Annotated in this window: 26 protein-coding genes and 4 tRNA genes; 14 read left to right on the top strand and 16 right to left on the bottom strand. The window is 74.4% G+C overall.

Translation table 11 applies throughout. The features are described 5' to 3' along the window. Positions 1-76: 76 nt before the first annotated feature. Positions 77-1,060: a 2Fe-2S iron-sulfur cluster-binding protein gene (locus tag ACERUJ_RS00570; RefSeq protein ID WP_370246485.1), complete on the bottom strand. Its 984-nt coding sequence runs from the start codon at positions 1,058-1,060 to the stop codon at positions 77-79. A 57-nt stretch (positions 1,061-1,117) separates the two neighbouring features. Beyond that, entirely contained in the window at positions 1,118-1,819 is a 702-nt protein-coding gene (locus tag ACERUJ_RS00565) for a type 1 glutamine amidotransferase (protein ID WP_370246484.1), read from the bottom strand. A 142-nt stretch (positions 1,820-1,961) separates the two neighbouring features. On the opposite strand from ACERUJ_RS00565, the gene ACERUJ_RS00560 reads away from it, so the two are divergent. The 3 genes from ACERUJ_RS00560 to ACERUJ_RS00550 are packed head-to-tail and all read left to right on the top strand — an operon-like array spanning position 1,962 to position 5,098. Further along, positions 1,962-3,203: a cytochrome P450 gene (locus tag ACERUJ_RS00560; RefSeq protein WP_370246483.1), complete on the top strand. Its 1,242-nt coding sequence runs from the start codon at positions 1,962-1,964 to the stop codon at positions 3,201-3,203. Between the two features lie 39 nt (positions 3,204-3,242). Beyond that, positions 3,243-4,661, top strand: coding sequence for an aldehyde dehydrogenase family protein (locus tag ACERUJ_RS00555; RefSeq protein ID WP_370246482.1), 1,419 nt, complete (start codon positions 3,243-3,245; stop codon positions 4,659-4,661). 32 nt (positions 4,662-4,693) lie between these two features. Next, positions 4,694-5,098 carry an SCP2 sterol-binding domain-containing protein gene (locus ACERUJ_RS00550; RefSeq protein ID WP_370246481.1) on the top strand — a complete coding sequence of 135 codons (405 nt, stop codon included), beginning with the start codon at positions 4,694-4,696 and terminating at the stop codon, positions 5,096-5,098. 71 nt (positions 5,099-5,169) lie between these two features. Here ACERUJ_RS00550 and ACERUJ_RS00545 read toward each other — a convergent pair. From ACERUJ_RS00545 to ACERUJ_RS00535, 3 genes are all read right to left on the bottom strand, one after another. Continuing rightward, positions 5,170-5,246: transfer RNA gene (locus tag ACERUJ_RS00545), tRNA-Phe, on the bottom strand. 77 nt (positions 5,247-5,323) lie between these two features. Then, complete coding sequence (locus ACERUJ_RS00540; protein ID WP_370246480.1) at positions 5,324-6,940, bottom strand: TerD family protein; 1,617 nt, start codon at positions 6,938-6,940, stop codon at positions 5,324-5,326. A gap of 25 nt (positions 6,941-6,965) precedes the next feature. Then, complete coding sequence (locus tag ACERUJ_RS00535) at positions 6,966-8,282, bottom strand: TerD family protein (RefSeq protein WP_370246479.1); 1,317 nt, start codon at positions 8,280-8,282, stop codon at positions 6,966-6,968. Between the two features lie 132 nt (positions 8,283-8,414). Here ACERUJ_RS00535 and ACERUJ_RS00530 point away from each other — a divergent pair. After that, positions 8,415-8,490: transfer RNA gene (locus ACERUJ_RS00530), tRNA-Glu, on the top strand. 136 nt (positions 8,491-8,626) lie between these two features. Here ACERUJ_RS00530 and ACERUJ_RS00525 read toward each other — a convergent pair. Further along, complete coding sequence (locus tag ACERUJ_RS00525; RefSeq protein ID WP_370246478.1) at positions 8,627-8,986, bottom strand: hypothetical protein; 360 nt, start codon at positions 8,984-8,986, stop codon at positions 8,627-8,629. A 197-nt stretch (positions 8,987-9,183) separates the two neighbouring features. Between ACERUJ_RS00525 and ACERUJ_RS00520 the strand changes: the two genes are divergently transcribed. Continuing rightward, positions 9,184-9,260 (top strand) — tRNA-Asp (locus ACERUJ_RS00520). A 65-nt stretch (positions 9,261-9,325) separates the two neighbouring features. Then, positions 9,326-9,682, top strand: a complete 357-nt coding sequence (locus ACERUJ_RS00515; RefSeq protein ID WP_370246477.1) for a metallopeptidase family protein — start codon at positions 9,326-9,328, stop codon at positions 9,680-9,682. Positions 9,683-9,692: 10 nt separating this feature from the next. On the opposite strand, the gene ACERUJ_RS00510 is transcribed toward ACERUJ_RS00515, so the two are convergent. The 3 genes from ACERUJ_RS00510 to ACERUJ_RS00500 are packed head-to-tail and all read right to left on the bottom strand — an operon-like array spanning position 9,693 to position 11,268. Continuing rightward, entirely contained in the window at positions 9,693-10,043 is a 351-nt protein-coding gene (locus ACERUJ_RS00510) for a CrcB family protein (RefSeq protein WP_370246476.1), read from the bottom strand. Next, the gene (locus ACERUJ_RS00505; protein ID WP_370246475.1) at positions 10,040-10,411 is read right to left on the bottom strand and encodes a CrcB family protein; all 372 of its coding nucleotides are present in this window, start codon (positions 10,409-10,411) and stop codon (positions 10,040-10,042) included. The genes ACERUJ_RS00510 and ACERUJ_RS00505 overlap by 4 nt, the downstream gene beginning before the upstream one ends. Then, positions 10,408-11,268 carry an ATP-binding protein gene (locus ACERUJ_RS00500; RefSeq protein WP_370246474.1) on the bottom strand — a complete coding sequence of 287 codons (861 nt, stop codon included), beginning with the start codon at positions 11,266-11,268 and terminating at the stop codon, positions 10,408-10,410. The genes ACERUJ_RS00505 and ACERUJ_RS00500 overlap by 4 nt, the downstream gene beginning before the upstream one ends. Before the next feature lie 334 nt (positions 11,269-11,602). Here ACERUJ_RS00500 and ACERUJ_RS00495 point away from each other — a divergent pair, with 334 nt between their 5' ends. Next, positions 11,603-13,096 carry an NAD(P)/FAD-dependent oxidoreductase gene (locus tag ACERUJ_RS00495; protein WP_370246473.1) on the top strand — a complete coding sequence of 498 codons (1,494 nt, stop codon included), beginning with the start codon at positions 11,603-11,605 and terminating at the stop codon, positions 13,094-13,096. 44 nt (positions 13,097-13,140) lie between these two features. Here the strand turns inward: ACERUJ_RS00495 and ACERUJ_RS00490 are convergent, their stop codons facing one another. Beyond that, on the bottom strand, positions 13,141-13,824 hold the full coding sequence (locus ACERUJ_RS00490) for a PaaI family thioesterase (RefSeq protein WP_370246472.1): 684 nt from the start codon (positions 13,822-13,824) through the stop codon (positions 13,141-13,143). Between the two features lie 81 nt (positions 13,825-13,905). Between ACERUJ_RS00490 and ACERUJ_RS00485 the strand changes: the two genes are divergently transcribed. Beyond that, a complete protein-coding gene (locus tag ACERUJ_RS00485; RefSeq protein WP_370246471.1) occupies positions 13,906-14,436 on the top strand; it encodes a GNAT family N-acetyltransferase in 531 nt (176 codons plus the stop codon). Between the two features lie 32 nt (positions 14,437-14,468). Here ACERUJ_RS00485 and ACERUJ_RS00480 read toward each other — a convergent pair whose 3' ends face one another. After that, positions 14,469-15,557: a hypothetical protein gene (locus ACERUJ_RS00480; protein ID WP_370246470.1), complete on the bottom strand. Its 1,089-nt coding sequence runs from the start codon at positions 15,555-15,557 to the stop codon at positions 14,469-14,471. Positions 15,558-15,930: 373 nt separating this feature from the next. On the opposite strand from ACERUJ_RS00480, the gene ACERUJ_RS00475 reads away from it, so the two are divergent. The 5 genes from ACERUJ_RS00475 to ACERUJ_RS00455 all read left to right on the top strand — a co-directional run bounded on the left by ACERUJ_RS00475 (position 15,931) and on the right by ACERUJ_RS00455 (position 20,639). Beyond that, positions 15,931-17,226 carry an acyl-CoA dehydrogenase family protein gene (locus ACERUJ_RS00475; RefSeq protein WP_370246469.1) on the top strand — a complete coding sequence of 432 codons (1,296 nt, stop codon included), beginning with the start codon at positions 15,931-15,933 and terminating at the stop codon, positions 17,224-17,226. Continuing rightward, entirely contained in the window at positions 17,223-18,362 is a 1,140-nt protein-coding gene (locus ACERUJ_RS00470) for a zinc-binding dehydrogenase (protein ID WP_370246468.1), read from the top strand. The genes ACERUJ_RS00475 and ACERUJ_RS00470 overlap by 4 nt, the downstream gene beginning before the upstream one ends. Before the next feature lie 172 nt (positions 18,363-18,534). Continuing rightward, a complete protein-coding gene (locus tag ACERUJ_RS00465; RefSeq protein WP_370246467.1) occupies positions 18,535-19,176 on the top strand; it encodes a response regulator transcription factor in 642 nt (213 codons plus the stop codon). 98 nt (positions 19,177-19,274) lie between these two features. After that, positions 19,275-20,156 carry a DICT sensory domain-containing protein gene (locus ACERUJ_RS00460; protein WP_370246466.1) on the top strand — a complete coding sequence of 294 codons (882 nt, stop codon included), beginning with the start codon at positions 19,275-19,277 and terminating at the stop codon, positions 20,154-20,156. Positions 20,157-20,171: 15 nt separating this feature from the next. Then, on the top strand, positions 20,172-20,639 hold the full coding sequence (locus ACERUJ_RS00455) for an ATP-binding protein (RefSeq protein ID WP_370246465.1): 468 nt from the start codon (positions 20,172-20,174) through the stop codon (positions 20,637-20,639). 34 nt (positions 20,640-20,673) lie between these two features. Here the strand turns inward: ACERUJ_RS00455 and ACERUJ_RS00450 are convergent, their stop codons facing one another. The 4 genes from ACERUJ_RS00450 to ACERUJ_RS00435 form a co-directional block, all read right to left on the bottom strand. Beyond that, positions 20,674-20,988, bottom strand: coding sequence for an STAS domain-containing protein (locus ACERUJ_RS00450; protein WP_370246464.1), 315 nt, complete (start codon positions 20,986-20,988; stop codon positions 20,674-20,676). Positions 20,989-21,078: 90 nt separating this feature from the next. Then, a tRNA-Lys gene (locus tag ACERUJ_RS00445) sits at positions 21,079-21,151 on the bottom strand. A 61-nt stretch (positions 21,152-21,212) separates the two neighbouring features. Further along, entirely contained in the window at positions 21,213-21,800 is a 588-nt protein-coding gene (locus ACERUJ_RS00440; protein WP_370246463.1) for a GNAT family N-acetyltransferase, read from the bottom strand. Positions 21,801-21,810: 10 nt separating this feature from the next. Beyond that, positions 21,811-23,613 (bottom strand): hypothetical protein, encoded by a 1,803-nt coding sequence (locus tag ACERUJ_RS00435; RefSeq protein ID WP_370246462.1) that lies wholly within the window; start codon positions 23,611-23,613, stop codon positions 21,811-21,813. A 105-nt stretch (positions 23,614-23,718) separates the two neighbouring features. On the opposite strand from ACERUJ_RS00435, the gene ACERUJ_RS00430 reads away from it, so the two are divergent. Continuing rightward, a complete protein-coding gene (locus tag ACERUJ_RS00430) occupies positions 23,719-24,930 on the top strand; it encodes a PucR family transcriptional regulator (protein ID WP_370246461.1) in 1,212 nt (403 codons plus the stop codon). A 99-nt stretch (positions 24,931-25,029) separates the two neighbouring features. On the opposite strand, the gene ACERUJ_RS00425 is transcribed toward ACERUJ_RS00430, so the two are convergent. Continuing rightward, entirely contained in the window at positions 25,030-26,595 is a 1,566-nt protein-coding gene (locus ACERUJ_RS00425; protein ID WP_370246460.1) for a GMC family oxidoreductase, read from the bottom strand. Between the last annotated feature and the right edge of the window lie 34 nt (positions 26,596-26,629).

Raw genomic sequence — 26,629 nt, 5'->3', positions numbered from 1 at the left:
ATTGGCCGGGCCGCCCGGGTATCCCCCAGGAGGCCCTGCCAATTTCGCTAGTTGCAACGTACCCCCGGGGGCCCGGTCAGGCGTCGAGGACCAGGCGGTCGCCCTTGGCGCGGGAGACGCAGACCATGAGGCAGTCGTTGGCCGCCTGCTCCTCGGCGTCGAGCACGGAGTCGCGGTGGTCCACCTCGCCCTCGACGACGGCCTGCTCGCAGGTGCCGCAGATGCCCTCCAGACACGAGCCGAGCACCGCGACGCCGGCGGCGCGCATGGCCTCGAAGGCGGTGACGCCGGGCTCCACGCGCAGGGTGAGGCCCGAGCGCTCGAGCACGAGGTCGAAGGGCCGGTCGACGTCGTCGGCGCCGCGCTCGCGGGCCACGAACCGCTCCAGGTGCAGGCTCTGGGGCGGCCAGGGGGCCATCCGCTCCTCCACGGCCTGCAGCAGCGGCTCGGGGCCGCAGCAGTACACGAGGGTGTCCGGGCGCGCCAGGCCGAGCACGGCGTCGAGGTCGAGCAGGCCGTGGGTGTCCTGGGGCACCAGCCGCACCCGGTCGCCGAGGGCCGCGAGCCGCTCGGCGTAGGCCATCGACGACGTCGTCCGGCCGCCGTAGTGGAGCTCCCAGGACGCGCCCGCGGCCTCGGCCGACTCCACCATGGTCAGGATCGGGGTGATGCCGATGCCGCCGGCGATGAAGACGTAGTGGTGGCCCGGGCGCAGGGGGAAGTGGTTGCGCGGGCCGCGCGCCCGGAGGGCGTCACCGGCGCGCAGTGCATGCACGGCCACGGAGCCGCCGCGGGAGGCCGGCTCGCGCAGGACCGCCACGCGGTAGTGCCCGGCCTCGGCCGGGTTGCCGCACAGGGAGTACTGCCGTACCAGGTTCTCGCCGAGGACGAGGTCCAGGTGCGCGCCCGGCTCCCAGCGGGGGAGGCTGGCGCCGTCGGCGGCGCGCAGCACCAGTTCGACGACGTCGGTGGCCACCGTCTCGACGCGCTCGACCACGAGGTCGAGCTCGGTCTCGGTGTCGGCGCGGGTCCGGCCGGGGGGCGTCTGCGCGAGGCTCATGGGTCACTCTCCGTAGATCGTTTGTATCCGAACGATATCTCGGGGAGAGGGTCGGGTCTACCCCTCCAGGTGCGCGAGGAACCCGCCGACCAGCCGGTCGGTGCGTGCTCGGGAGCGCTCCTCGACGGCGCGGGTCCGGGCCACCAGTTCGGCCGGGTCGAGGCCGCGCTCGCGCAGGGCGGCCCGTCCGCCGTTCTCGATCCAGCCCTCCAGTCCGGACGCCGTCAGTTCGGGGTGGAACTGCACGGCGAGGTGGCGGCCGAGGCGGAAGGCCTGGGAGGCGGCGCGGTTGCGGGCGATCTCGGTGGCGCCGGGCGGCAGGGTCCAGCGGTCGGAGTGCCACTGGAACCACGGCCCCGCCGGCACGATCGACTCGTCGTCGGAGGCCACCTCCGACCAGCCGATCTCCGGCTCGGGGGAGGCGGCGACGCTGCCGCCGAAGGTGTCGGCGAGCAGCTGGCCGCCGAAGCAGATGCCCAGGATCGGCACGCCGGCGGCGTCGGCGGCGCGGATCTGCTGCTGCTCGGGCGCCAGCCAGTTCCCGATGCGGTCGCGGTCGTAGACCGACCACGGCGCGCCGAGCAGGACCACGAGGTCGGCGGCGGTGAAGTCGGGGAAGTCGGTCTCGACGTCGGGGCGGGCGTGTCGGTCGGCCGGCACCACCCGGTGGTGCACGAGGTCGTAGCCGCGCTCGCGCAGGGCCTGTCCGACATGGCCCGCGGGGGAGACGTGATCGTGGGCGACGACGAGGGCGTGCATGCCGGGATCATAACGTTCGGATCCGAACGACTCGGATCGATCGCTCGCGACCGAGCATGGACGAAGCCCGTAACTCACATTATGGTGCGGTGTGACCTGACCCACACGGCACCCCGGTGCCCCTCCCGGACGGGAGCGCGGCGTGCGCGCCTTCCACCCCGACTCGATCTCCCCGCTGGCCTTCTGGGCGCTCACCGCCGAGGAGCGCGAGGAGACCTTCGCCCGGCTGCGCGCGCAGGCCCCGATCAGCTGGCACCCGCCCATCGAGGGTGCGCTGATGCCCCCGGAGAACGACGGCGTGTGGGCCGTGACCACACACGAGCTCGTGAGCCACGTCAGCCGCCACCCCGAGCTGTTCTGCTCCGGCCAGGGGTTCCAGATGGAGGAGGTGCCCGAGGACGTCAACGAGGCCGCCGGCAGCTTCCTCGGCATGGACGCCCCGCGGCACGGCGTCATCCGCAAGCTCGTGAGCGCCGCGTTCACCCCGCGCCAGATCGCGGCGATGGAGGGCCAGATCGAGCGGCAGGCCGCGCTCATCGTCGACGAGCTGCTCGCGGGTGGGGGCTCCGGTGACTTCGTGGCGCAGGTCAGCAAGCGGCTGCCCATGTGGACCATCTACGAGATGGTCGGGCTGGAGGACCCCGAGAAGCGCGACCTGGCCGCCCACTACGCCGACGGCATGGTGTCGTGGAACGACGCCGACGTCGCCGCCGGCCGCGAGCCCGGCGAGGTCCTCAACGAGGCGCTCGTCGGGCTGCTGATGATGGGTCTGGAGCTCGCCGAGGAGCGCCGCAGCCACCCCGCCGACGACCTCATGACCAACCTCGTGCAGGCCGAGGTCGAGGGCCGCCGCCTCACCGACGAGGAGATCGGCTCGTTCTTCGTGCTGCTCTCAGTGGCCGGCAACGACACCACCCGCAACTCCATCAGCCTCACCATGCGCGCCCTCCAGCAGCACCCCGACCAGCGGGACTGGCTCCTCGCCGACTACGACGCGCGCATCGCCACCGCGTTGGAGGAGTTCGTGCGCTGGGCCACCCCGGTGATGACCTTCCGCCGCACGGCCACCCAGGACACCGAGCTCGGCGGTGAGCGCATCCGCGAGGGCGAGTGGATCGCGCTGATGTACTCCTCGGCCAACCGCGACGAGCAGGTGTTCGCCGACCCCCACCGCTTCGACCTCAGCCGCTCGCCCAACCCGCACGTCGGGTTCGGCGGCGGCGGTCCGCACTACTGCCTGGGCACGTTCGTGGCCAAGAAGCAGCTGCGCGCGCTCGTGCACCAGCTGCTCACCCGGGCGCCGGGCCTGCAGCTGGGCGAGCCCGACTACCTCACCGGCAACTTCGTGCGCGCCGTGAAGACCCTCCCCTACACCCTCGCCTGAGTCCGACTCCTCACGCCGACCCTCTCCCCGGAGCCCCCCATGACCCCTGAGACCGCTCACATCGCTGACACCACGGCCCCCGTCACCCGCCTGGCGGAGTCGCCCGACTCCCTCGTGGCCCGGCTGCGCGGCACCGTGCGCAGCGGCCGCACCCGCGACGCCGCCTGGCGCCGGAGCCAGCTGCAGGGCCTGCTGGCGTTCCTGCGCGAGCGCGAGTCCGAGATCGCCGAGGCGCTGGCCGCCGACCTGGGGCGCAGCCCTTTCGAGGCCTGGTTCGGCGACGTCGCCCCGCCCACCGGCGACGCCGAGCTGGCCCTCAAGCACCTCGCCCGGTGGATGCGCCCGCGGCGGCGTCCCGTGCCGCTCACCCAACGGCCTGTACGGGCCCGGGTGCAGTACGAGCCGCTGGGCGTCGTGCTCGTGATCGGGCCGTGGAACTACCCCGTCAACCTGTCCCTGGGGCCGATGGTGGCGGCCCTCGCCGCGGGCAACGCCGTCGTGCTCAAGCCCTCCGAGGTGGCCCCCGCCACCTCGCGGCTGCTCGCCACCGTGCTGCCCGCCTACCTCGACCCCGACGCCGTCGCGGTGGTGGGGGGCGACGGCGTCGTCACCCAGGAGCTGCTCGCCGCCGGCTTCGACCACGCCTTCTTCACCGGCGGCACCGAGATCGGGCGCCGGATCATGGCCGGCGCCGCCGCCACGCTCACCCCGGTCACTCTCGAGCTGGGCGGCAAGAGCCCCGCGATCGTGACCGCCGACAGCGACCTCGACGTCGTCGCGCGCCGGATCTCGTGGGTGAAGCTGATGAACTCCGGCCAGACCTGCATCGCCCCCGACTACGTGCTGGTCGAGCGGCGTGCGCAGGACGCCCTGGTCGAGCGGCTGCGCGCGACGTTCGCCGAGTTCACCGCCGAGGAGACCGGCGGCAAGCGCATCGTCAATGCCCGCCAGTTCGAGCGGCTCGGCGCCGCGCTCGACGCCACCCGCGGCACCGTCGCCATCGGTGGTGGTCGTGACGCCGCCGCGCTGACACTCGAGCCCACCATCGTCGTGGACCCCGCTCCCGACGAGCCCCTGATGACCGAGGAGATCTTCGGCCCGATCCTGCCCGTGGTCGGCATCGACTCGGTCGAGGCGGCGATCGCGCTGGTGAACGACCGCCCCACGCCGCTAGGCCTCTACGTCTTCACCCGCGACGCCGCGCTCGCCGACCGGGTCGTCGCCGCGATCCCGGCCGGTGGCGCGGTGGTGAACCACTGCGCCATCCACTACCTCATCCCCAGCCTGCCCTTCGGCGGCGTCGGCGCCAGCGGCATGGGCGCCTACCACGGCGAGTGGGGGTTCCAGGCGATGAGCCACCGCAAGGCGGTGGCCCTCAAGCGGCAGTGGCCCGACCCCTCCCTCGTCTACCCGCCCTACGGCCCGCGCGCCCAGGCGCTGATGCGCCGACTCTTCTGACCCCCCCACCCCACTCCGACGAGAGGACCCCCATGGGATTCCAGGACGCCGACGAGGTCCGCCACTTCATCGGCAGCGTGTTCCGCGCCGGCTTCGACGACCCCGAGATCGGCCCCCGCATGGTGGCCACCGGTCTGGTGGTCCGTTTCGCCTTCACCGAGCCCGACGCCGAGATGGTCGTGGACATGGCGCGCCAGGAGATCGGCGACGGCGCCGGCATGCCCGCCCCCGACGCGACGATGCACATGAGCGCCGACACCGGCAGCGCCTACTGGCAGGGCAAGGTCAACCTGCCGTTGGCCATGGCCCGGCAGCGGATCCGGGTCGACGGCAACGTGGCCAGCCTGCTCAAGCTCGCCCCGCTGGGCAAGAAGCTCTTCCCGCTCTACGTCGACACCCTGCGCGCCGCCGGCCGCGAGGACCTCGTCGTCGCCTGAGTGCCCCGCGACCGCCACCGGTCGCCCGAACGCCGAAGGCCCCCACCGGAACCGGTGGGGGCCTTCGATGCTGGTGGGCAGGGGCGGGGTCGAACCGCCGACCTTCCACTTTTCAGGCGGACGCTCGTACCAACTGAGCTACCTGCCCCAGCGCGCGCAACCATACCGCAGCCGCCTCACCGGTGCAGCATCCACCCCCCTCGGCGACGGCGGTTCCCGGGGTGGTCACCCGCCGGGACGGCCGGGGTCGGTGGTGCGGGCGGCCAGCGTCGACTGCACCCGGGTGGCGGTGTCGGGATCGGCCGGCCCGAGGTCGGGGTGGAAGATCCAGTCGACGCCGCCGAAGCCGTCGGTGAGGTCGCCGCCGGGCGTCGGGGTGATCCGCAGGCAGGACTGGCGCATCGCGTCGAGCACCGGCAGCCCGAGCGGTGCGGGGTCGCGGCCGGCGAGCACGAGTCCTGTGCCGAGGCCGGGCCCCTGCAGCAGCACCTGGTGCAGCCGGGCCACCGAGGACTCGTCCAGGACCCCGGGGAGGTCGGTGAGGATCAGCAGCCGGCCGGGCCGCTGGTCGGGGGGCAGGTGCTCCAGGCCGCCCGACCCGCGCGCCATGTCGACCAGCCCGAGGTGCTGCACGTGCTCCTCGAGCACGGCCGCGGCCGTGGCGGCGTCGGTGGCCACCGTGGTGCGCGCCGGGAGGCCGGTCAGGGGAGTACGACCGCCGACGTCGATGACACTGATGTGGGGCGGGCGCGGGGACGCCAGGGCCACCCGGATCGCGAGGGAGACGAGCATCGCGCCGGGGGCGGTGGTGCGGTGGCCGTCGAACTCGATCCACAGCGGTGGGGTGAACGGCACCGTGCGGACCATCGGCAGCCGGAAGGCGGGGTTGGCGACGGGCGCCAGCTCGCCGACCCGCACCGCCCACGCCGGCTCGGTCTCGACGACGCCGCCGGACCAGGCGGGTGAGTCCCAGCCCGCCAGCGACGCCGGGAGGCGGCGCTCGAGGTCGTCGAGCTCGCGGGTGAGCTGGGCGAGGTCGGTGGCGTGACGGTCGCGTGCCTGTCCGACGAGCCGGTCGTGCTGCTGCTGGGCGGCCGCGCGGGCGGCGTCGGCGGCGGGCCCCACTCGCAGCGCGGGATCGCCGACGATGCGCTCCAGGTCGCGTTCGAGCTGCTCGCGGGCGAACCGCTCGGTGGACTCCCGCGAGGCGGTGGTGCGGGAGGCGTCGTCGAGGATCATCGAGACCTGGCGCACCGGGTCGAGGTCCGGGGGCACGGCCGACACCGGCGCGGGCCCGGCTGACGGAGCGGGTGACGGGGTGGGTGACGGGGTGGGTATCGGAGCGGGCGCCGCCGTGGTCGGCGGCGGGGGTGGGGGAGCGCTCGCGTCCGGTGCGGGAGCGCCGTACACCGAGGAGAGCTCGGCCAGTCCCCCGCGGTAGCCCTGGGCGAGCGCCCGGACCTTCCAGGCGCCGTCGCGCCGGTAGAGCTGCGCCATCACCAGGGCGGTCTCGCCCGCCAGCGAGGCGGGGGTGACGGTGGCGACCACGGCGCCGTCGTCGGCCACGAGGTGCGCCGTGGGCGCGGATGAGAAGCCGGTGGCGATCACGAGCACGGTGGCGACCTCGGCCGGGATCGACCCGACCACGGCGCTGAGCCCCGCCGGGGGCCCGGGCAGCAGGTCCACCCCGGGCACGGCGACGCCGGGCAGGAGCCACGGCCTCGCCGTGACGGCGCGCCCGTCGGCGCCCAGGAGCAGTCCCGCCACCCGGGCGCCGTCGAGGTAGGCCGTGAAGCGCAGGTGCGGCCAGGGCCGGTTCTCGCCGCTGCGCAGGGCGGTCATCGCGCGGATACGGAGCGCCGCCGGATCAGTGCTTGCCGCCGACGTACTTGGCGAGGTGCGGCAGGGCGTCCAGCGGGGTCTTGGCCTGCAGGCCCTCACCGATCGCCTGGAACTGCCAGATGTCGCCCTGGCGGTACATCCGCGCCATCGCCAGGCCCGTGAACGGCATGCCGCCGGCCAGGGTGAAGCGCGCGAGCTCGCCGTCGGTCTGGTCGACGAGGCGGCAGAAGGCGTTGGACACCTGCTCGAAGGTCTGCCCCTGGTAGCTGGTGACGATGAAGATCACCGAGTCGACGTGCACCGGCACCCGGTTGAGGTCGACCATCACGACCTCGTCGTCGCCGTCGCCGTCGCCGGTGCGGTTGTCGCCGGTGTGCTGGATCGAGCCGTCCTTGGACGTGAGCTGGTTGTAGAAGGCGATGTCGGCGAGCGTGCTGCCCGCGAACATCACCGCCGAGGCGTCGAGGTCGATGTCGACCTCCCGGCTGCCGAACAGCCCGCCCTTCTTGATCGGGTCCCAGCCCAGGCCCATGCGGACCAGCCCGAGCTTCTGGCCGCCGTCCTTGACCAGGTTCACCGTCTGGCCCTTGGCGAGGCTCACCGGGCGGCCCTTGGTGAGGTTGACCCCGCCGCCTGCGGCCGGAGCGGCGGGCGCCGGCGGGGCCGGCGGGGGCGGGGTGCTCGCCATCGAGGGGGCGGGCGGGGCCGGCGGGGGCGGCGGCGTCGAGCCGAGCGCGGCAGCGGGCGCCGGGGGCGGGGGCGGCGGCGTGGTGGCGGCCACCGGCGGCGGCGGGACCGGGGTGCTGGGGGCGGCGGGGGCCGCCGCGGGCTGGGCGGGGCCGTCGCTGGCCTCGATGCCGTGGTCGCCGAGCAGCGCCACCAGTCCACCGGCGTAGCCCTGGCCCACCGCGCGCACCTTCCAGGCGCCGTTGCGGCGGTACAGCTCCAGCGGCATGACGATGACCTCGGTGCTCAGCCCGGTCATGGCGAACTCCACCAGCGGGGTGCCCGCGGCGTCGCTGACCCGGGCGAGCGGCTGACCCACCTGCCCGAACGTCTTGCCGCCGTCGTCGAGGGAGGTGACCAAACGCACGACCTCGACGTCGGCGGGCACCGCGTCGAGATCGACCTTGACCTGCCAGCCCGCACCGCCGGCGGGCGACACGCAGGTGACGCCGGGGCCCGTGGGGGCGTTGTAGAAGATGAAGTCGCTCTCCGAACGCACCTTGCCGCCGGCGGCGAGCAGGAGCGCGGAGAGGTCGGCGGTGGCGTTGACGTCCACGGTCACCGTGACCTGGCGGACGTCGAGGGGGGCGTTGGTGCCCTTGGTGAGCGCGATCATCGTCGATTCCTGCCCGGTTGTCGGTGGCCGCAGCGGCCGAGGTCAGCGGTCACTGGCAACCTACCCGGCCCGTGAGCGGTGGGGCAGGGGGTTCGGTCGCACTTCCTGGCTCTACGATTGGGAGCGCACCACGCCCTCATCGTCTAGCGGCCTAGGACGTCGCCCTTTCACGGCGGTAGCACGGGTTCGAATCCCGTTGGGGGTGCCAGGAGCCGGTGGCCCCTGACCTGCGGCAACGTAGGTCAGGGGGCCACTGTCGTCTCCCGCCCGAGCCACGCCGAATCGACGCCGCATCCACGGGTGAGCGCCACGGGTGGTGCCGTGCCGAGCCGGCCGGGCACCGATCAGGCGGAACGCCGGTGTCGGTCCAGGGCCACGACCGCCCCCGACGTCAGGATCGCCAGGACGCTGGTGCGCCGCGGGATCCGGCCTGAGGACAACGCCGACCAGAACACCGCCTGGTCGATCACCTGCAGGTGCCCGTAGGCCGCCACCGCCTGTCGGTCACCCCGGAGGGCCCGCGCGCCCAGGTACAGGTTCCGCGCCGCGAACAACCGCCACCCCAGCGCGCCCGCCGCTGTCACCTGGCTCCTCGGCACCCCGAACATTCGTTGGAGCGCCTCCGGCGACACCATCGCACCGATCCCGACACCCACCCCGATCCCGAGCATCGCCTGCTCGGACCTCTCGCGCGTCCACCTCACGGATCCCATCCTGTCCGCCGCCCGAGCGTCCCGCGACTACCTGCGCAGGTAGTCGGACGCCGGCACGGGCGTCGCTGACCCGGAGGCCGCGACGGCGCGCACGGCGGTCGGTCGTCGTCCGGCCGCCCGGCGGGTGCCGATTTGGTCGCGGGGGTCGGTGGTGCGTTACAGTTCACGCGCTCCACCAGTGGAGCACTGGCCCCGTAGCGCAGTTGGTTAGCGCGCCGCCCTGTCACGGCGGAGGCCGCGGGTTCGAGTCCCGTCGGGGTCGCCAGTCCGCAGGGCCCGGCAGTCATGCCGGGCCCTGCGGCGTTTTGCCGCCTGCCGCACACTGGCGTCGTGCCGGTGGAGATGGAGCGCGAGCGGTTCGAGGTCCTCGTCGACCGGGCGTTGGACGAGATCCCCGACGAGATCGCCGCGCTCGTGCACAACGTCGTGGTGCTGGTGGAGGACGAACCGCCCGAGGGCGAGCCCGACGACCTCCTCGGCCTCTACGACGGCGTGGCGCTCACCGAGCGCTCGGTGATGGACGGCGGGCTGCTGCCGGACCGGATCTTCATCTTCCGCAACCCGCTGCTCGACTACTGCGACGACGAGGAGCACCTGGTCGAGGAGGTGCGGATCACCGTGGTGCACGAGATCGCCCACCACTTCGGCATCGACGACGACCGCCTGCACGACCTCGGGTACGCCTGAGCGACCCTGGTCAGGACCCGAGCGGCCGGCCGACGATGTAGCCGAGGCTCGCCGCGAGCAGGCCGAGCGCCAGCGACGCCGCGGCGTACCCCGCCCCGCGCCGTGGGCCGAGCCCGACCGACTGCACCGCGAAGGAGGAGTAGGTGGTGAGGCCGCCGCAGAACCCGGTGCCGACCAGGGCGAGGGTGTCGCCGTGCAGGCCGAGACCGGCGGCCAGGCCCAGCACCCCCGAGCCGACCACGTTGACCCCGAGCGTGCCCCACGGCACCTCGGCGTCGTAGCGGCTGCCGATCAGGAGGCGGAGCACGGCGCCCAGCGCCGCGCCGAGGGCGACGGCGAGCGGGGTGATCAGCGCGCTCACCTGGCCGCCAGACGCGCGCCGAGGGCCGCGGCGCCCAGGCAGGCGAGGAGCGTGCCGAGCAGGGTGGCCAGTGCGGTGATCGGCTCGCCGGCGTCGAGATGGGCGCGGGTCTGCTCCGAGACGGCCGAGAACGTGGTGTAGCCGCCGAGTACGCCGGGCCCCAGGAACACCCGCAGCGGCTCGGAGCCGCGCACCCGCTCCCACGCGGGCAGGAGGGCGAGCAGGAAGCACCCCGTGACGTTGATGCCCAGGGTGGTGACGTCGAGCCCGCCGTCGGCGGGTCGCCACTCGCCCAGCCCCCAGCGCAGCAGCGCGCCGAGCGCCCCTCCGGCCGCGACGACGAGGAGCAGGCGCCGCGACGGGGTCACCGGGCGAGCCGCTCCGGCGGGGCGTGGCCGTGGGCGCCGCGCTCGGCCGCGAGGAGCCGCGCCTGCTGCTCGAGGGCGGCCAGCAGCCACTCCTGGAAGTCGCGCTGCTCGGTGGTGCGGGCCAGGGAGAGCAGCTTCTCCTGGCGGCAGAACTCGTCGGCGACGTCGAGCATGGTGCGCAGCCGCGCGAGGTCGGCGCTGCTCATCGGCACCGGGACGAGCAGGTCCAGGGAGGTGCGGTGCTCCTCCAGCGCCCGGTCCAGCTGCTGGGCCACCGCGCCCTCGGTGAGCGGGCGGCCGAGGAGGTCGAAGGCGGCCGAGAGGTCGCGGGCCCGCGGCTGGTCGGCGGTGAGGGCGAGCAGCCGCACCTCGCGCCGCAGCTCGCGGAACTGGCGCTGGAAGTCGAGGTACTCCGCGAGGGGCACGTCGTGCAGGGCGACGTCGAGGCCGTCGTGGGCGCCGAGGGCCGGCACGGGATCGACCCCGGTGACCAGCCCGACGGTGCCCGGTCCCTCGTTGAACTCCGGGGCGGGCACGAACCACACGACCTTGCCGTCGTCCTCGAGCACCGCGCCCCACGCGGCGGCGGCGCGCGCCACGATCGTGAGGCCGCGGCCGAAGGTGAGCAGCAGGTCGTCGAGGTCGTCCTCACTGCCCGGCTGCGGCTGGGAGGGCAGCGCCGGCGGCTCGGGGGACCCGTCGCGGACCTCCACGCGCGGCTGGGCGACGGTGCCCCGCACCCGCACCTCGATCGGCGGCTCGGCGTGCAGCACCGCGTTGGTGACCAGCTCGGAGACCGCCATCTCGGCGCACTCCACGAGGTCCTGGCGCCCGATGTCCTCGAACGTGGAGACCACCCACCGGCGCGCGTCCTGCGCTCCGCGCGGACCACGGCCCAGCGTGAGGGCGGGCCTGCTCAATGGCACGGGTCTCTCCGGGTTCCGACGGGGGGCAGAGGCGGGTTCCGAGACGGTACTGAGGGGGTGGTGCGGGTGACGCGGATCGACGGCACAGCCGTCAGCGCCCGCTTACCCGCCCGAGCCCGTGGCAAACCCGACGCCTGGTCACATTCTGCCGCAGGGGTGGACGTGACGCAGGCGACTCGCTCAGGGTGAAGACCACCCCTGTGGTCGGGGGACAATGGAGGTTGGGCCGAACGTCCCCGACCACGAGAGTTTGCAGGAGTCCACCATGGCCAGCCAGAACCCGAACCCGACCGACGCCGCCACGGGAGCGAGCCCGACCGGCCGTCACCGCGTGGTCGTGATCGGCTCCGGCTTCGGTGGCCTCTTCGGCACCCGTGCGCTGCGTCGCTCCGACGTCGACGTCACGATGGTCGCCAAGACCACCCACCACCTCTTCCAGCCGCTGCTCTACCAGGTGGCGACCGGCATCCTGTCCGAGGGCGAGATCGCGCCCCCGACCCGCGAGATCCTGGCCTCCCAGCGCAACGCGCAGGTGCTGCTGGGCGAGGTCACCGACATCGACCTCGAGGCCCGCACGGTCACCTCCCACGTGCTCGGGCGCGAGACGGTGTCGCACTACGACTCCCTCATCGTGGCCGCCGGCGCCGGGCAGTCCTACTTCGGCAACGACCATTTCGCCGAGTTCGCCCCCGGCATGAAGAACATCGACGACGCCCTCGAGCTGCGCGGTCGCATCTTCGGGGCCTTCGAGCTGGCCGAGCTCGGCGCCATGCGCGGCGAGGACGTCGACCACCTGCTCACCTTCGTCGTCGTCGGCGCCGGCCCCACCGGTGTCGAGATGGCCGGTCAGATCGCCGAGCTCGCCCAGCGCACCCTCAAGCGCGACTTCCGGGCCATCAACACCCGCACCGCCCGCGTCGTGCTCATCGACGCCGCCCCTCAGGTGCTGCCGCCGTTCGGGCACAAGCTCGGGCTGTGGTCGAAGCAGGCGCTGGAGAAGCGCAACGTCGAGGTCATGCTCGGCGCGATGGTCACCGACGTCGACGAGCGCGGCCTGGTCGTGAAGTTCAAGGACGGGCGCACCGAGCGCATCGAGGCCGTCACCAAGGTGTGGGCGGCCGGCGTGCAGGCCAGCCCGCTCGCGGCGCTGCTCGCCGCGCAGACCGGCGCGCCGCTGGACCGCGCCGGCCGGATCGGCGTCAACCCCGACCTCACCCTCCCGGGCCACCCGGAGGTCTTCGTGGTCGGCGACATGATCGCCCTCGACAACCTCCCCGGCGTCGCGCAGGTCGCGATCCAGGGCGCGAAGTACGCCGCCAAGGAGATCGACCGCCGGCTGAAGGGCAAGCCCGCCCAGGCGCCGTTCTCCTACTTCGACAAGGGCTCGATGGCCACCATCAGCCGGTTCCAGGCCGTGGCCAGCATCGGCAAGATCCGCGTCACCGGCGTCCTGGCCTGGCTGATGTGGCTGGCCGTGCACCTGGTCTACATCACCGGCTTCAAGAACCGGGTCACCGCCCTGGGCCACTGGGCCGTCTCGTTCCTGGGCCGCGGCCGCTCCGAGCGCACCGCCACCGAGCAGCAGATCTTCGCCCGCTCGGCCCTCTCCCGCCTCGAGGGCGGCACCGCCGACCTCGTCTCCGCGCCCGGCGCCTACGACGCCGACGCCGAGGCCGCCCGCCGCGCGCAGCTGGAGGCCCAGGCCGCCGAGGAGGTCCGGCTCACCGACGCCGGCGCCCGCGGCGTGAAGGTCGGCTGAGCCCCGCCGGTCACGTCGGATCCGGAGTCCCCGGGGAGCCCGCGCTACTCGAAGTAGCGCGGGCTCTCGGCGTCCGGGTCGCGCTCCATCCGCTCGCGCGCCCAGCGCGGGAGGATGAAGACGCCCTGGGCCTCGACGGTCACGCCGTCGGCGTCGGCGAGGGTGCCGACGGCGTAGGTCTTGATGCCCTCGGTGCGCTCGATGCGGGCCTCGCCGCGCAGCGCCCCCAACGGCGTCGCGCGGTGGTAGCGGATCGTGAGCGTGCCGGTCATCCCGGGACGCCGGCCCGAGCCCGCCGACTCGCCGAGCAGCTGGTCCAGGATCAGCGCGAGCACGCCGCCGTGCACGTGCCCGGGCGGGCCCTCGTAGGCCGCGCCGAGGTGGAACTCCGTCCAGATCTCCCCGGTGTGGTCGGGGTGGTGCACGGTGCGCACGGGCGGCGCGATCGGGTTGCGCAGGCCCACCACGCTGTTGCCCCAGGGGCGACCGCGACCCTCGGGGTTGTAGCGCACGCCGAACGCGCCCGGCAGCTGTCGGGCGCGCAGGCGGGCGGTGAGGGCCTCCACCTCGGCCGTCACCGCGCGGATCTCGTCGTCGTCGACCGTCGTGCGGATCGTGGCGTCCACCAGCCCGCGCACGGCGTCGGTGAGGGGTCCGTACAGGGCCGCCTCGCGCTCGATCTCGGCATCGGTCAGGTCGTCGCGGACGAAGCCGCCGAGGTCCACCACGCCCCGCACTCTAGAACACGTTCTATTTTCGGGCCAGGAATCGGGTGGAGCGCTCGTGGGGCGATGTGATCGGCTGCAGGCATGACCCGCGCCGCCAAGCCCGACACCCGCTACGCCGCCTCCTGGGCGGCCGCGCTCCAGGAGTTCCTGGCCGACGGCACCGAGCACGTGCCGGGCGCCGCCCTGTGGTCGATGCCCCGCGAGGTCTGGACGCCGCCCCCCCCCGAGCGCTGCGCCGACGTCGTGGCCGCGCTGGCGGCCCACAACGACCGTCGTCACGGCGAGCGGTGGGTGCCGAGCGACACCCGGTGGCTGGTCGACGACCACGGCGAGGTCGTGGGCTTCCTCGACGTGCGGCTGGAGCTGAACGAGGGACTGCGCCGCGACGGCGGGCACATCGGCTACGCCGTGCGGCCCTCCCGTCGTCGTGAGGGCCACGCCGCCGCCGGTCTGCGCGCCGGGCTGGCCCTGCTGGGCGAGGTCGGCGTGTCGCAGGCGCTGGTCACCTGCGACGACGACAACGTCGGCTCGTGGCGCACCATCGAGGGTGCGGGCGGGGTGCTCGAGGACGTCCTGGACGGCAAGCGCCGCTACTGGGTGCCGGTCGGCTGAGTCGACCGTTGGGGCGGCCTGCTCACCCGCGCTCAGCCGCGCTCGGCCGAGGGGCGGTGGCGGTTGAGCTCGGCGAGGAACGCGTGGGGGTCGACCATCGAGGCGTCGATGACGAGCGGGTCGCGGCCGAAGCGGGCGAAGCGCACCTTCCAGCCCCGGCGCCCGGGCTCGCCGACGATCTGGATGCGGGTGTAGCGGCTGGTGAGGTCGAAGACGTCGCGCTCCGCGCCCCGCACGACCTCCAGCTGCCCGCCGTGGATGCGGAGCCGCGCCGGGCTGGATCCGGCCCGGATGCCGTAGAGGGCCAGGGTGACGCCGAGCAGCGTGCCGCAGGTGCCGACGGCCAGGGTGGTGCGGTGGTCGTAGGCCGCGATCGCGGCGAACACGGTGGCGACGGCCGAGGCCAGCAGGAGCACGCCGAGCACTGCGCGCAGCCCGCTGCGGGGGGTGAACACCACGTCGGTGGAGGGCCCGCGTGCGGGCGGCTCGGCCCGTCGGCTCGGCGGCGGCGCGACGGGGGCCGGCACCGAGAGCCCGATCGACTCGGCCGTCTGCGCGACGGGCGCGACCGGGGCCAGGGCCGGCCGCGTGCGCTTCGCCCGAGCGCCGCGTCCGCGGCTGCGGGTGGCGCGCCGGTCGGGGCGCACGACCGGCACGGGGCCGGTCTCGGGGTCGCGGGACACCCGCCCCGGGATCGTGCGCGTCGGCGCGGAGGCGGGCGGCTCCGGGTCGGCGGGCTCGGGGGCGGGCGCGACCAGTCGGAGGGGCTCCGGTGCCGCGGACTCCGGACGCGGAGGCGGGGCGGTGTCCTCCTCGGGCGACGCCGCGTCGGGCCCCGGCGGCGGGACCGGGGCCAGCGGCGGTGCGACGGGGGCGACGGGTGCGGGCGCGGGGGCCGCCTCGGGTTCGATGCCGAGGGCACGCAGCACGTCGCGCCCGGCCTCGGTGTAGTCGGTGCGCTGCACCTGCTCGCCGGCGCGGCGGGCGAGTGGTCCCGGCGTCGTGCGGGCAGGGGTGGGTGAGGACCCCTCCGGCGGGGTCACCTCCCGGTGATGGGAACGCTGCAGCGCCGCGCTGCCGCGGACGCGATCCTCCCCATCGTCGAACTCCCGCGACGACATGGCGACCACGGTAGTGCGCGATCGACCGCTGCGGGGGGTGGTTCGTCAACTCACGCCGCGCGGGACGGCGGGGTGGACGTCAGAGGACGCCCGTCCCCGGCCCACCGCGTCTCGTGACGGCGCTGGGGCGCCTCCTCGACGAACGGGGGCGCCGGCGAGCGTCTCGTGACGCGTGCACCGGACCGCGAGCGTGACCCGACGCCGGCGCGCCCCCGCGGCCCGCCGTCGGTGAGCGCCGGACGGCGGGAGGGCGGCGTCGTCGGGCTGCCAGACTGGCGCGGGGTGGATCCCGATCCGGCCCCACCCGATCCAGCCCGACCCGATCCAGCCCGTCGTCACGGGCCCGCCCGGGCCCCGCAAGGAGGCGAGACGCGTGTCCCCCGAATCCCATCCCGACCCGTACCCGGCCTACGCCGCCCCGAGCCCGCGGGCGCGGGAGCTGTACGCGGCGATGCTCGCGTTCATGGCGCAGGAGGTCCTGCCCGCCGAGCGTGCCTACGAGGAGCACCGGCACGCCGCCGGCGAGCAGGACCACTCGGTGCCGCCGGTGATCGAGGAGCTCAAGGCGAAGGCCCGGGAACGCGGGCTGTGGAACCTCTTCCTGCCCTCGGAGAGCGGGCTCACCCAGCTGGAGTACGCGCCCATCGCGGAGCTGTCGGGCTGGAGCAACGAGCTGGCCCCGGAGGCGATCAACTGCCAGGCCCCCGACACCGGCAACATGGAGCTGCTGCACCTCATCGGCACCCCCGAGCAGCAGCAGCGCTGGCTGCGCCCGCTGCTGGCGGGTGAGATCCGCAGCGCCTTCGCGATGACCGAGCCTCGGGTGGCCTCCTCCGACGCCACCAACATCGAGACCCGGATCGAGCGCGACGGCGACGAGTACGTCGTCAACGGCCGCAAGTGGTGGATCTCCGGCGCCGCCGACCCCCGGTGCGCGGTGCTGATCGTGATGGGCAAGACCGACCCGGAGGCGGTCACGCACCGTCAGCAGTCGATGGTGATCGTGCCGGTCGACACCCCCGGCGTGCGGATCGAGCGGTCGCTCCCGGTGTTCGGCCGCCAGGACCAGCACGGCCACTGCGAGGTCTCCTTCACCGACGTCCGGGTGCCGGTGTCGAACATCCTGGGCGAGGAGGGCGGCGGGTTCGCCGCCGCCCAGGCGCGCCTGGGGCCGGGCCGCATCCACCACGTGATGCGGGCGCTCGGGGCCGGCGAGCGGGCGCTGGCGATGATGGTGCAGCGGGTGCAGGTGCGCACCGCCTTCGGGGGTCCGCTGGCGGAGCAGTCGGCGGTGCGCGAGCGGATCGCGGAGTCGCGCATCGAGCTCGAGCAGGCCCGGGCGCTGTGCCACGTGGCCGCCCACATCGTCGACACCCGGGGCAACAAGGCGGCCCGTCACGCGATCGCGGCCGCCAAGGTCGCCGTGCCGCGCGCGGTGTGCGCGGTGATCGACCGGGCCATCCAGGTGCACGGTGGGGCCGGGGTCAGCGACGCCACCCCGCTGGCGATGCTCTACGGCTGGCACCGTGCGATGCGCATCTTCGACGGCCCCGACGAGGCCCACCTCACCACCCTGGCGCGCCACGAGCTCACCCGCCCGCCGCTGTTCGACCTGCCACCTTCGTTGTTCGACCAGATGCGCGACGTCGACGCGGAGGGGGCCCGATGAGGGCCGTGGTCTGCCAGGACGGCGCGCTGGACGTGTGCGACGTCCCCACGCCGGTGCCGGGTCGCGGGCAGCTTCGCCTGCGCGTGCTGGCCTGCGGGATCTGCGGCTCGGACCTGCACGCCCGCCACCACGCCGACGCCGTGGCCGACGCGGCCGCCACCGCCGGCTACCCCGACCTGATGCGCCCCGCCGACGCGGTGGTGATGGGCCACGAGTTCTGCGGGGAGATCGACGACGTCGGCCCGGGGGCGGGCCGGTGGCGCAAGGTGCGCGGACCCGTGGTGGCGATGCCCCTGCTGCGCCGCGACGGGCGGGTGCACCTCACCGGCCTCACCACCACCGCGCCGGGCGGCTACGCCGAGCAGGTGCTGGTCCAGGACTCGCTGGCCTTCGAGGTGCCCAACGGCCTGGCCCCCGACGTCGCCGCACTCACCGAACCGATGGCCGTCGCGCTGCACGCCGTGCGTCGCGGTCAGGTGGGCAAGGGCCAGACCGCGATCGTGATCGGCTGCGGGCCGATCGGACTGGGTGTCATCGCCATGCTCAAGGCCCGCGGGGTGCGCACCGTGGTCGCGAGCGACTTCTCGCCGGCGCGGCGGGCCCTCGCGACGGCGATGGGCGCCGACGTCGTCGTCGACCCGGCGGTCGACTCTCCCTGGGAGGCGCGCACGAAGGGCTTCCTCGACGCCCCGAAGCTGCTGGCGCTCGCCGTGGACTCGATGGACAAGCTGCGGGCGCTGCCCCTGGTGCCGTGGCACCGCATCTTCGCCGCCGCCGAGTGGGCCGGGGCCGACCCGCAGGGCCCGGTGGTCTTCGAGTGCGTGGGGGTGCCCGGAGTGCTGGCCCAGGTGATGGCGGCCGCGCCCCTGCGCACCCGGGTCGTCGTGGTGGGGGTGTGCATGGGGGAGGACCGCATCGCGCCCTCGGTGGGCATCAACAAGGAGATCGACCTGCGCTTCGTGCTCGGCTACACGCCCGGGGAGTTCCACTCCGCGCTGCACCTGATGGCCGAGGGTGCCGTGCGCCCCGAGGCGCTCATCACCGGACGGGTCGGCCTGGACGGGGTGGCGGGGGCCTTCGAGGACCTCGGGGACCCCGAGGTGCACGCCAAGATCCTCGTGACGCCGGGGGGCTGACGACGCTCGCCGCCGTCGCCGCAGGATCCGATGGAACGGGCCGGTACCGCACTGAGTGCGGTGCCGGCCCGTTGCGTTATCACCCGGGCGGGTGTGAGTTCTGGACAACGCGTTGATGTTCGGCGTAGATTCTTCAACAACGTGTTGAGGTTCGCTCCTACCAGGAGGATCAATGAACGCCCAGGCTCCGCTCCGCATCACCCTTGTCGACGATTCCGACCTGGCCACCGCCGGGTTGCACACCCTGCTCGCGCCCTACGGCGACCGGGTGGAGGTCGTCGACAACCGCACGGCGATCGCCCACCCCGGCGACCTCGCCGTGGTCCTGTTCGAGCCGATGGGCCTGACCGGCATGGGTGAGTCGCTGCTGCGCGACCTCATCGCCGGCGGCGCCGCCCGCACGGCGGTGTTCAGCTGGGCCGACCGCGCCCAGGTGCCGTCCACCAGCCCGCACCTGTCGAAGTCGATGACCGCCTCGCAGCTCGTGCGCGCCGTCGAGGACCTCGCGACCGGTCGCTTCGTCGAGCCCGTCGTCGAGGAGCCCCCGGCCCCCGTGGTGCCCGTCGACGCCCGGCCCTCGATCCCGGGCGCCGACGTGGGCCTGACCCCGCGCGAGGCCGAGATCGTGGCCCTGATCGTGGCCGGCATGAGCAACCGCGAGATCGGCGACGCGCTCACGCTGAGCATCAACTCGGTCAAGACCTACATCCGCAGCGCCTACCGCAAGATGGGCGTGGAGCGCCGCACGCAGGCCGTGCTGTGGGGTCTGGCCCGGGGCATGGACGCCACCGGCACCCCCGCCCTGGTCAGCTGACCTGCTCTCCGAACCCGTCACCGGCGGGGGGTACCCCCGCCGGTGCGACGCTCTAGGGTGATGATGTGAACACGATGTCGAACTCTTCGGATGACGTCGTGACCGCCACGCTCACGATCGGCGAACTGGCCGATCGCACCGGTGTGGCTGCAGCGACGTTGCGCGTCTGGGAGACCCGGTACGGGTTCCCGGTGCCCCAACGCCGCGCCTCGGGCCACCGCCGCTACGACGAGCGGCTGGTCGACGTGGTCCTCGAGGTCGTGCGGCGCCGCGACGAGGGCGTGCGCCTCGACGTGGCGATCAGCCAGGCGCTGAACCGTCCCGAGGCGCCGGTCCCGGTGCGCTCGCTGCCACGGCGCGTCGAGCCCATGCCGGGCTCGACCTCCATCTACTCCTGGCTGCGGCGCACCCACCCGCACCTGCAGGCCCAGGCCCTGAGCAAGCGCACCCTGCTGGCGCTCTCGTGGGCCATCGAGGACGAGTTCTGCAGCCGCGCGCACCGTGCCCACATGTTCGGCGCCTTCCAGACCGAGCGGAACTACCGTGCCTCCGAGCGTCGCTGGCGCGACCTCGCCCGCACGACGTCCTCCACGTTCTGCTTCGCCGACTTCGCCCCCGACACCGACGACGGCTCGTTGCCGCACCTGGTGTCGCTCGCGGCCGACCACCCGATGTCGCGGGAGTGGGCGGTGGTGTGCGACAGCCCCGACCTGCCCGCCGCGCTGGTGGCGTGGGAGCTGCCCGGCCAGGTGGACGTGCCCGAGTGGCAGCGCCGCTTCGAGGCGGTGTGGACCGTCGACGCCACCGCGGTGCGCGAGGCCGCCCGGGTGTGCGCCACCGCGGCCCACGAGTCGGGCGTCGAGGGCGCCCGCGGCGTGGTCTCCGAGCTGGCCGTCCGCGTGGACGACCAGGCCGGTGACCCGCTCCAGGTCACCGCCTTGTTCAATCGGGTGGTGACCTACCTCGATCGCCAGCGGTGACGCCATGATGGCCCCATGGAGTACGCGGTGATCGTCGACGGCGCCGACCCGCTCGACCCTGCCCGCGTGGGGGAGGTCGAGCGTCTCGACGTGCCGTGCGAGGTCACCGCCATCACCGTCCTGCGTCGACGCTTCGCCTCGGCGCTGATGGACGACGCGCCCGCGGGCCTCTCGCCCGGCACGGCCCGCTTCGTCCACGACGCCGTCATGGTGCTCTCCGAGCTGGCGATGAACGCCCTGATCCACGGCACTCCTGACGAGGACGGGTTCATCCAGGTCGCGTGGTGGCGCACCTCCGACGCCGCCGTCACCGTGCAGGTGCGCGACCAAGGCGGTCAGAGCGTGCCGCACCTGGAGCAGGCCGAGGAGGACGCCGCCGGCGGCCGCGGTCTCGCGCTGGTCGCGGCGCTGAGCCGTGAGTGGGGTGTGGTCACCGACATCCGCGGCGGCACCGTCGTGAGCGCCACCGTCGCGGCGTCCTGAGCGCGCCCTCGCGGGAGCGCCGGCGGGGGAGGGGTCAGATGCCCTCGGGGCGGCTGAACTCGGCGTCCACGCCCATGAGTGACAGCGTGCGCTGGGCCGGGCTGCCGTCGGCCGCCACGATGATCAGCTCACCGCCCTGACGCCGCGCGAACCCGCGGGCCTGCACGAGCACGCCGACCGCCGCGCTGGGCAGGAAGGCCACCTCGCTGACGTCGACGACCGCCTTGCGGGCCTGCTCGACGATGTCGTCGATCGCCACGCGCAGACCGACGAGCGCGAACTCATCGACGCTGCCCGCGACCACCAGGACGTCGCCCTCGCGGCGCAGGACGAGGGGCTCCTCGAACATGGCGTCACACTATCGCGCAGTCCCGGGGCCCGGCACAGGTTCACCCTGATGGGTGAACTTTGCTCCGGATCCCGACAAGACGGCGGCGAGTAGGCCCCGTGGGACTCGAACCCACAACCTAAGGATTAAAAGTCCTCAGCTCTGCCAATTGAGCTAGGGGCCCAGGACGACGCGTCGTCCACGGTCAGTATGGCCGAGCCGCTCGGTCGCGCGGCGCGGGGAGGTCACCAGGCGTCGCCGGAGCGGTCCTCGCACGTGACGTCGACGCGCAGGTCGGGCACGACGGTGGGGTCGCAGCGCAGGATCATCAGGCCGCCGTGCTCGTCGTCGGCCACCTCGGTGCCGTCGGCGAGCCGGGTGAACGACAGCCCGCCCCAGCGTTCCCAGCCCAGTCGGGCGTAGAAGCCGGTGGACTTGCCGGTGGAGAGCAGGGCCACCGGCCAGCGGGCGGCGATCGCGGGGTGCAGGGCGAGCATCACGCGCCGCCCGAGTCCGCGCCGCTGGTGGTCGGGGTCGACCGCGACCGCCTCGACGTAGCCGACCTCGCGCCAGGGGCCGGCGCCGAACCGGAGCCGGCGGGGCACGACGCTGGCGTGTGCCACGGGCACGCCGGCGTGTCGCACGAGCGCGTGCAGGCCGCCCCCGTCGTGCACGGCGTGCGCGGCGTCGTCGTCGGTGAAGTCCGAGAACGCCCGGTCCCACAGCAGGCGCAGTGCGGCGCGGTCGGCCGCGTCCAGCTCCTCGCTGCGGCGCAGCTCGACCGGAGGCTCGGCGTCCGCAGGGGCTGCGGGGGCTGCTGGGTCCGGGGGCATGGGACCCACCCTAGGGAGCCGCCGGCAGCGGCAGCCCGAGATCGACCCGGTCGCCGATCCGGACCCCGCCCCCGAGTCCGAGGGTGATCGGGACGTACCCGGTCTGCAGGCCGGTGGCGACGTCGACGTACTGCAGCATCGTCGAGACCGGCTTGAGCGGCGCGGAGAACGGGGTGGAGAAGCGGTTGAACGTCGGGTTCTCCTCCACGCCGCCGGCGGTGCCGAGCTGCGTGATGACCGTCCAGGTGATCTCGTCGGTGTCGGTGTTCCACACCACCCACGGCCCGGCGGCGTCGTGCAGGTGGCCGTAGGTGACGATGCCGGGCGGCAGGTCCGGGATGCCGTCGTCCACCGCGGCGGTGAGCGGGCTGCCCGCCCGCTGCACCTGGTCGATCGGCACCCCGAGGTAGCCGGTCACCGCGCGCGGCTGGTGCAGGACGACGGCCACGGCGCCGGGGTCGGCGTCGTCCACCACCTGCCGCAGGGCCGCGCCGGTCTCCTCCTCGCTGACGCCGGACTCGTTGGTGACCAGGCCCCCGAACAGCGCCTTGAAGGCGGGGTCCCGTGCGGCCACGACGGGCAGCGCCGGCAGGTCGTCGGAGGTGTCGACGTCGGCGAAGGCGGTGTCGGGCACCGCCACGTCGGCGTCGAGCAGCTGCTGCACGGTGACGTCGGTGTCGTGGTCGCCCTTGGCCGCCACCGTCGGGACGTCGGGCAGCACCTGGGCCTCGGCGTCGACGAAGTCGGCCTCCGCGACCGTTCCGTTGGAGGTGAGGTCGCCGGCGATGGTGCGCAGCGCGACCGCGCCCTCGGGCAGGGCGTCGACGAGCGCGGCGTACAGCGCGGTGCGCACCTCGGTGCCGACGCGGCTGCCCTGCGGATCGGCCTCGGCCACGATCACGGTCTCGCCCTCGCGCGGGGCCAGCTCGGCTCCCCGGGCGCCGAGCTGGCGCTGGATCGAGGTGCGCGCGGCGTCGAGGTAGCGCGCGGCGGCCTCCTGGATGCGGTCGGTGTTCTTCTCGATGAACGGCTGCACCTGCTCGGCGATCTCGCGGGTCTGCGGACTGCTGAACGACAGCCCGAGGCCGCCCGGCAGCGCGAAGGAGCGACCGACCTGCTGGCTGCCGGTCCACGCCCGGAACTCCAGCACCGCCGCGGCGCTGCTGCCCACCAGGCACCCCGCCACGACAGCGACCGCGGTCGCGCGCCGTCGCGGGCGGGTGCGCAGCAACGACCAGCCGACGCTGAGCACCGTGCCGCCGAGCACGCCGCCCAGCAGCGTGAGGCGCGCGGCCTCGGCCACGACCTCGTCGCGCAGCTCGCGGCCGTAGGTGGCCGCGAGGCGCTCGGGGTCGTCGAGCACCTGGGTGTTGGCGCGCACGAAGGCGGGCGAGACGTAGGAGGCGAGGGTGCCGCCGGCCAGCGGCGGTCCGGTGGAGCGCAGCACCGCACCGAAGCCGCCCGGCCCGGTGCGCGGCCAGTACACCTGCCCCAGCAGACCGGTGTCGAGGGTGGTGTAGCCGTTGTGGGCCAGCCCGATCTCCACCGGCAGGGTGCCCACCCGGTCGGTGATGCGGGCGTGCTCGATCCCGCGCTCCACCGCCAGGGGCAGCACGACGACGCCGGCCACGACCACCGCCGCCAGCCACCGCCCGAGCGGGCCCCGTCCCCGGCGCCAGGCCCGCAGGACCGGCGCGAGCCGGGCGGCCAGGGCGGCCGGGGCTGCGGGGTCGGGGCGCGCCGCGCCGTCCTCGGTCGCAGGGTCCGCGGGCAGGGCGGGATCGGGCGTCGACGGCGGTGCGTCGTCGGGCACTGCTGCTCCTCGGGCCGGGGCGGGGTCCCTCCGATGCTCCCATCCCGGTGGTCGTGCCGGCGCAGCCCTGGGGTGGCGGCCGTCGCGGTGCTAGCGTCGGACGGCGTGACGGGCCTCACACTCCCCCCGGCATCGCCGGCGCCGGTCGTCCTCATGGCGGCCGACCTCGCCGAGCTCGCCCACCGGCTCGCCGAGCTGATCGTCACCAGCGACTACGCCTACGCCGAGACGTCCAAGCTCAGCCCCGTCGAGCTGCTCCAGGCCTGCCACGACAACCTCGCCACGATCCTCGCCGGGCTCGGCGACGCCGACGACCGCACCCGGCTCGCGCGGCTCGACCGGCGCCCCGCCGCGATGGCCGGGCGGCTCAAGGCCGAGCGCGGGGTGCCGCTGCCGGCGCTGCTGCACGCCTTCCGACTGGCGGGTCGGCTCGTGGCCGAGGAGCTCGCCGCCCGCAGCGAGGCGGTCGACCCCGCCGAGGCGATGCTCGTGCCCGAGCTGGCGGCCCGCACCTGGGCGGTGATCGACGAGCTCTCCGGGGCCGCCGCCGAGGCCTACGCCGCGGCGACCGTCGCCCACGCCCGCGACGACGTCGCCGCGCGGCGGCGTGCGCTGCGGGCGCTGGTCTGGGGCGAGGCCCGCGACCGCGCCGAGCTGCTGCAGCACCTGCAGGTGCTGCGGCTCGAGGCCCGCGACCACTACGTCGTGGTGTGCGCGGAGCGCCCCGGCAACGGCGCCGACCCGGCCGGCGCGGAGCAGGCGCTCACCCGCCACGGCGTCCGCTCGGCGTGGTGCGCGGAGGTGCGTCACGACCTCGGGCTGGTCGCGGTCGCCGAGCGGCCCGACCGGGTCGCCGCGGGCCTGTCGGCACTCGCGACCGCGCCCGGGGCCGCCCGGGTCGGGGTGAGCCGTCCCTTCGTATCCCTGGAGGACGCGCCGCGCGCCCGCCGGGAGGCCGAGCTCGCCCTGCAGACCGCGCCGCCAGGCAGCGCCGAGGTCGTGCGTTTCGGCGACCGCCCCACGGCGTTGCTGTTGAGCCGGGCCCCCGAGGGCGCCCACGAGCTGGCCCGGAGCGTGCTCGGCCCGGTGCTCGACCTCCCGGCCGAGGACCGCGACGCCCTGCTCGCCACCCTCGGCCACTGGTTCGATTGCGACGGCTCCGCCACCGCCGTCGCCCGCGTGCAGCACTTCCACCGCAACACCATCCACCAGCGGCTGCGGCGCATCGAACAGCTCACCGGGCGGGCCTGCTCCCGGCCCGTCGACGCCGCCGAGCTGCACCTGGCGCTGCAGGCCGTCCGGCTCGGCCACGGCTGACCCGACCAGCCCACCGTGCCCACCGTGCCCGGCGCGACGGGCACGGGGCCGGACGACGCCGACGGGCGCCGCCCGACCCCGGGACCGGAGCGGGTGCGATCAGCGCGCGGCGTGGTCGCGGGCGATGAACTCCGCGGCGCGCTCGCCGATCATGATGGTCGGGGCGTTGGTGTTGCCCCGCACCACGGTCGGCATCACCGAGGCGTCGGCCACGCGCAGGTTGTCGAAGCCGTGCACCTTCAGCTGCGGGTCCACCACCGCACCGATCGCGCAGGTCGACGTCGGGTGGTAGAGCGTCTGCCCGGTGCGGGCCGCGTAGGCGAGCAGCTCGGCGTCCGTGCTGCCCTGGGGCACCTCGAACTCGCCGGTGATGACGTCCTTGAGTGCGGGCTGCTGGGCGATCTCCTGCCCCAGCCGGATGCCGTCGAGGATCGCCTGACGGTCCTCGGGCGTGGTGAGGTAGCCGTGCGTGATCCGGGGGGCCGTGGCCGGGTCGGGGCTGCGCAGCAGCACCGTGCCGGTGCTGGTGGGCTTGAGCACGCACGGCCCGAAGGCGAAGCCGTGGGCGACGGCGGGGCCGGTGCCGTCGGCGTAGAAGAGCACCGGGGCCTGGTGGAACTGCACGTTCGGTGCCGTCAGGTCGGGCCGGGTGCGCACGAAGCCGCCGGCCTCGCCGATGTTCGAGGTCAGCGGACCGCGCCCCTGCTCCTGCAGCAGGGCCACGTTCTCCTCCGACATCGCACTCATCAGCGTCTCGTGGTCGGTGAGGTAGTTGAACATCGACATGTAGTGGTCCTGCAGCCCCTGGCCCACCGGCAGGTCGGCCGCCACCGGGATCTGCAGCGCCGCGAGGTGCTCGGCCGGGCCGATCCCGGACAGCATGAGCAGCTGCGCGGAGCCGTAGGCGCCGGCCGACACCACGACCTCGACGTCGGCGCGGACCTGCTCGACCTCCCCGCCGCGGCTGATCTCGACGCCGGTGACCCGGGAGCCCTCCAGCAGCAGTCGGTGGGCCAGCGCGCCGGTGAGGATGGTGAGGTTGGGGCGGTCCATGGCCGGGTGGAGGTAGGCCACGGCCGTGCTGCAGCGCAGGCCGTTGCGCTGGGTCATCTGGAAGCGGCCGACGCCCTCCTGGGTGGCGCCGTTGAAGTCGTCGTTGCGCTCCAGGCCCGCCGCGACGGCGGCCTCGATCCACGCCTCGCCCAGGGGGTTCAGCGAGCGCCCCTCGCTGACGGTGAGCGGCCCGCCGGCGCCGTGGTACTCGCTCGCGCCGCGCTCGTTGTCCTCGAAGCGCCGGAAGACGGGCAGCACCTCGTCGTAGCTCCAGCCGGTGGCGCCGCCGGCGGCCCAGTCGTCGTAGTCCACGCGGTTGCCGCGGATGTAGATCATGGCGTTCATCGAGCTGCAGCCGCCGAGCATCCGTCCGCGCGGCAGGTAGGCGCGGCGTCCGCCCAGGCCCGGCTCCGGCTCGGTGTCGTAGTCCCAGTCCAGCGGTGTCTTGAACAGGCCCGGGAAGGCGGCGGGGATGTGGATCGCCTCGTGGGTGTCGGCGGGGCCGGCCTCGATCAGGGCCACGCGCACGGCGGGGTCCTCGGACAGGCGGGCGGCGACGGCGGCGCCGGCCGAGCCGGCTCCGATCACCACGTAGTCGAACGCGTCGGTCATCGCTGGATCTCCTTCGCACGGGGGTGACGCCGGA

The sequence above is a fragment of the Nocardioides sp. genome (genome assembly GCF_964228225.1).
Lineage (GTDB): Bacteria > Actinomycetota > Actinomycetes > Propionibacteriales > Nocardioidaceae > Nocardioides.
The sequence above is the reverse complement of the archived record's forward strand: the minus strand, read 5'-3'. Positions and strand labels throughout refer to the sequence as shown.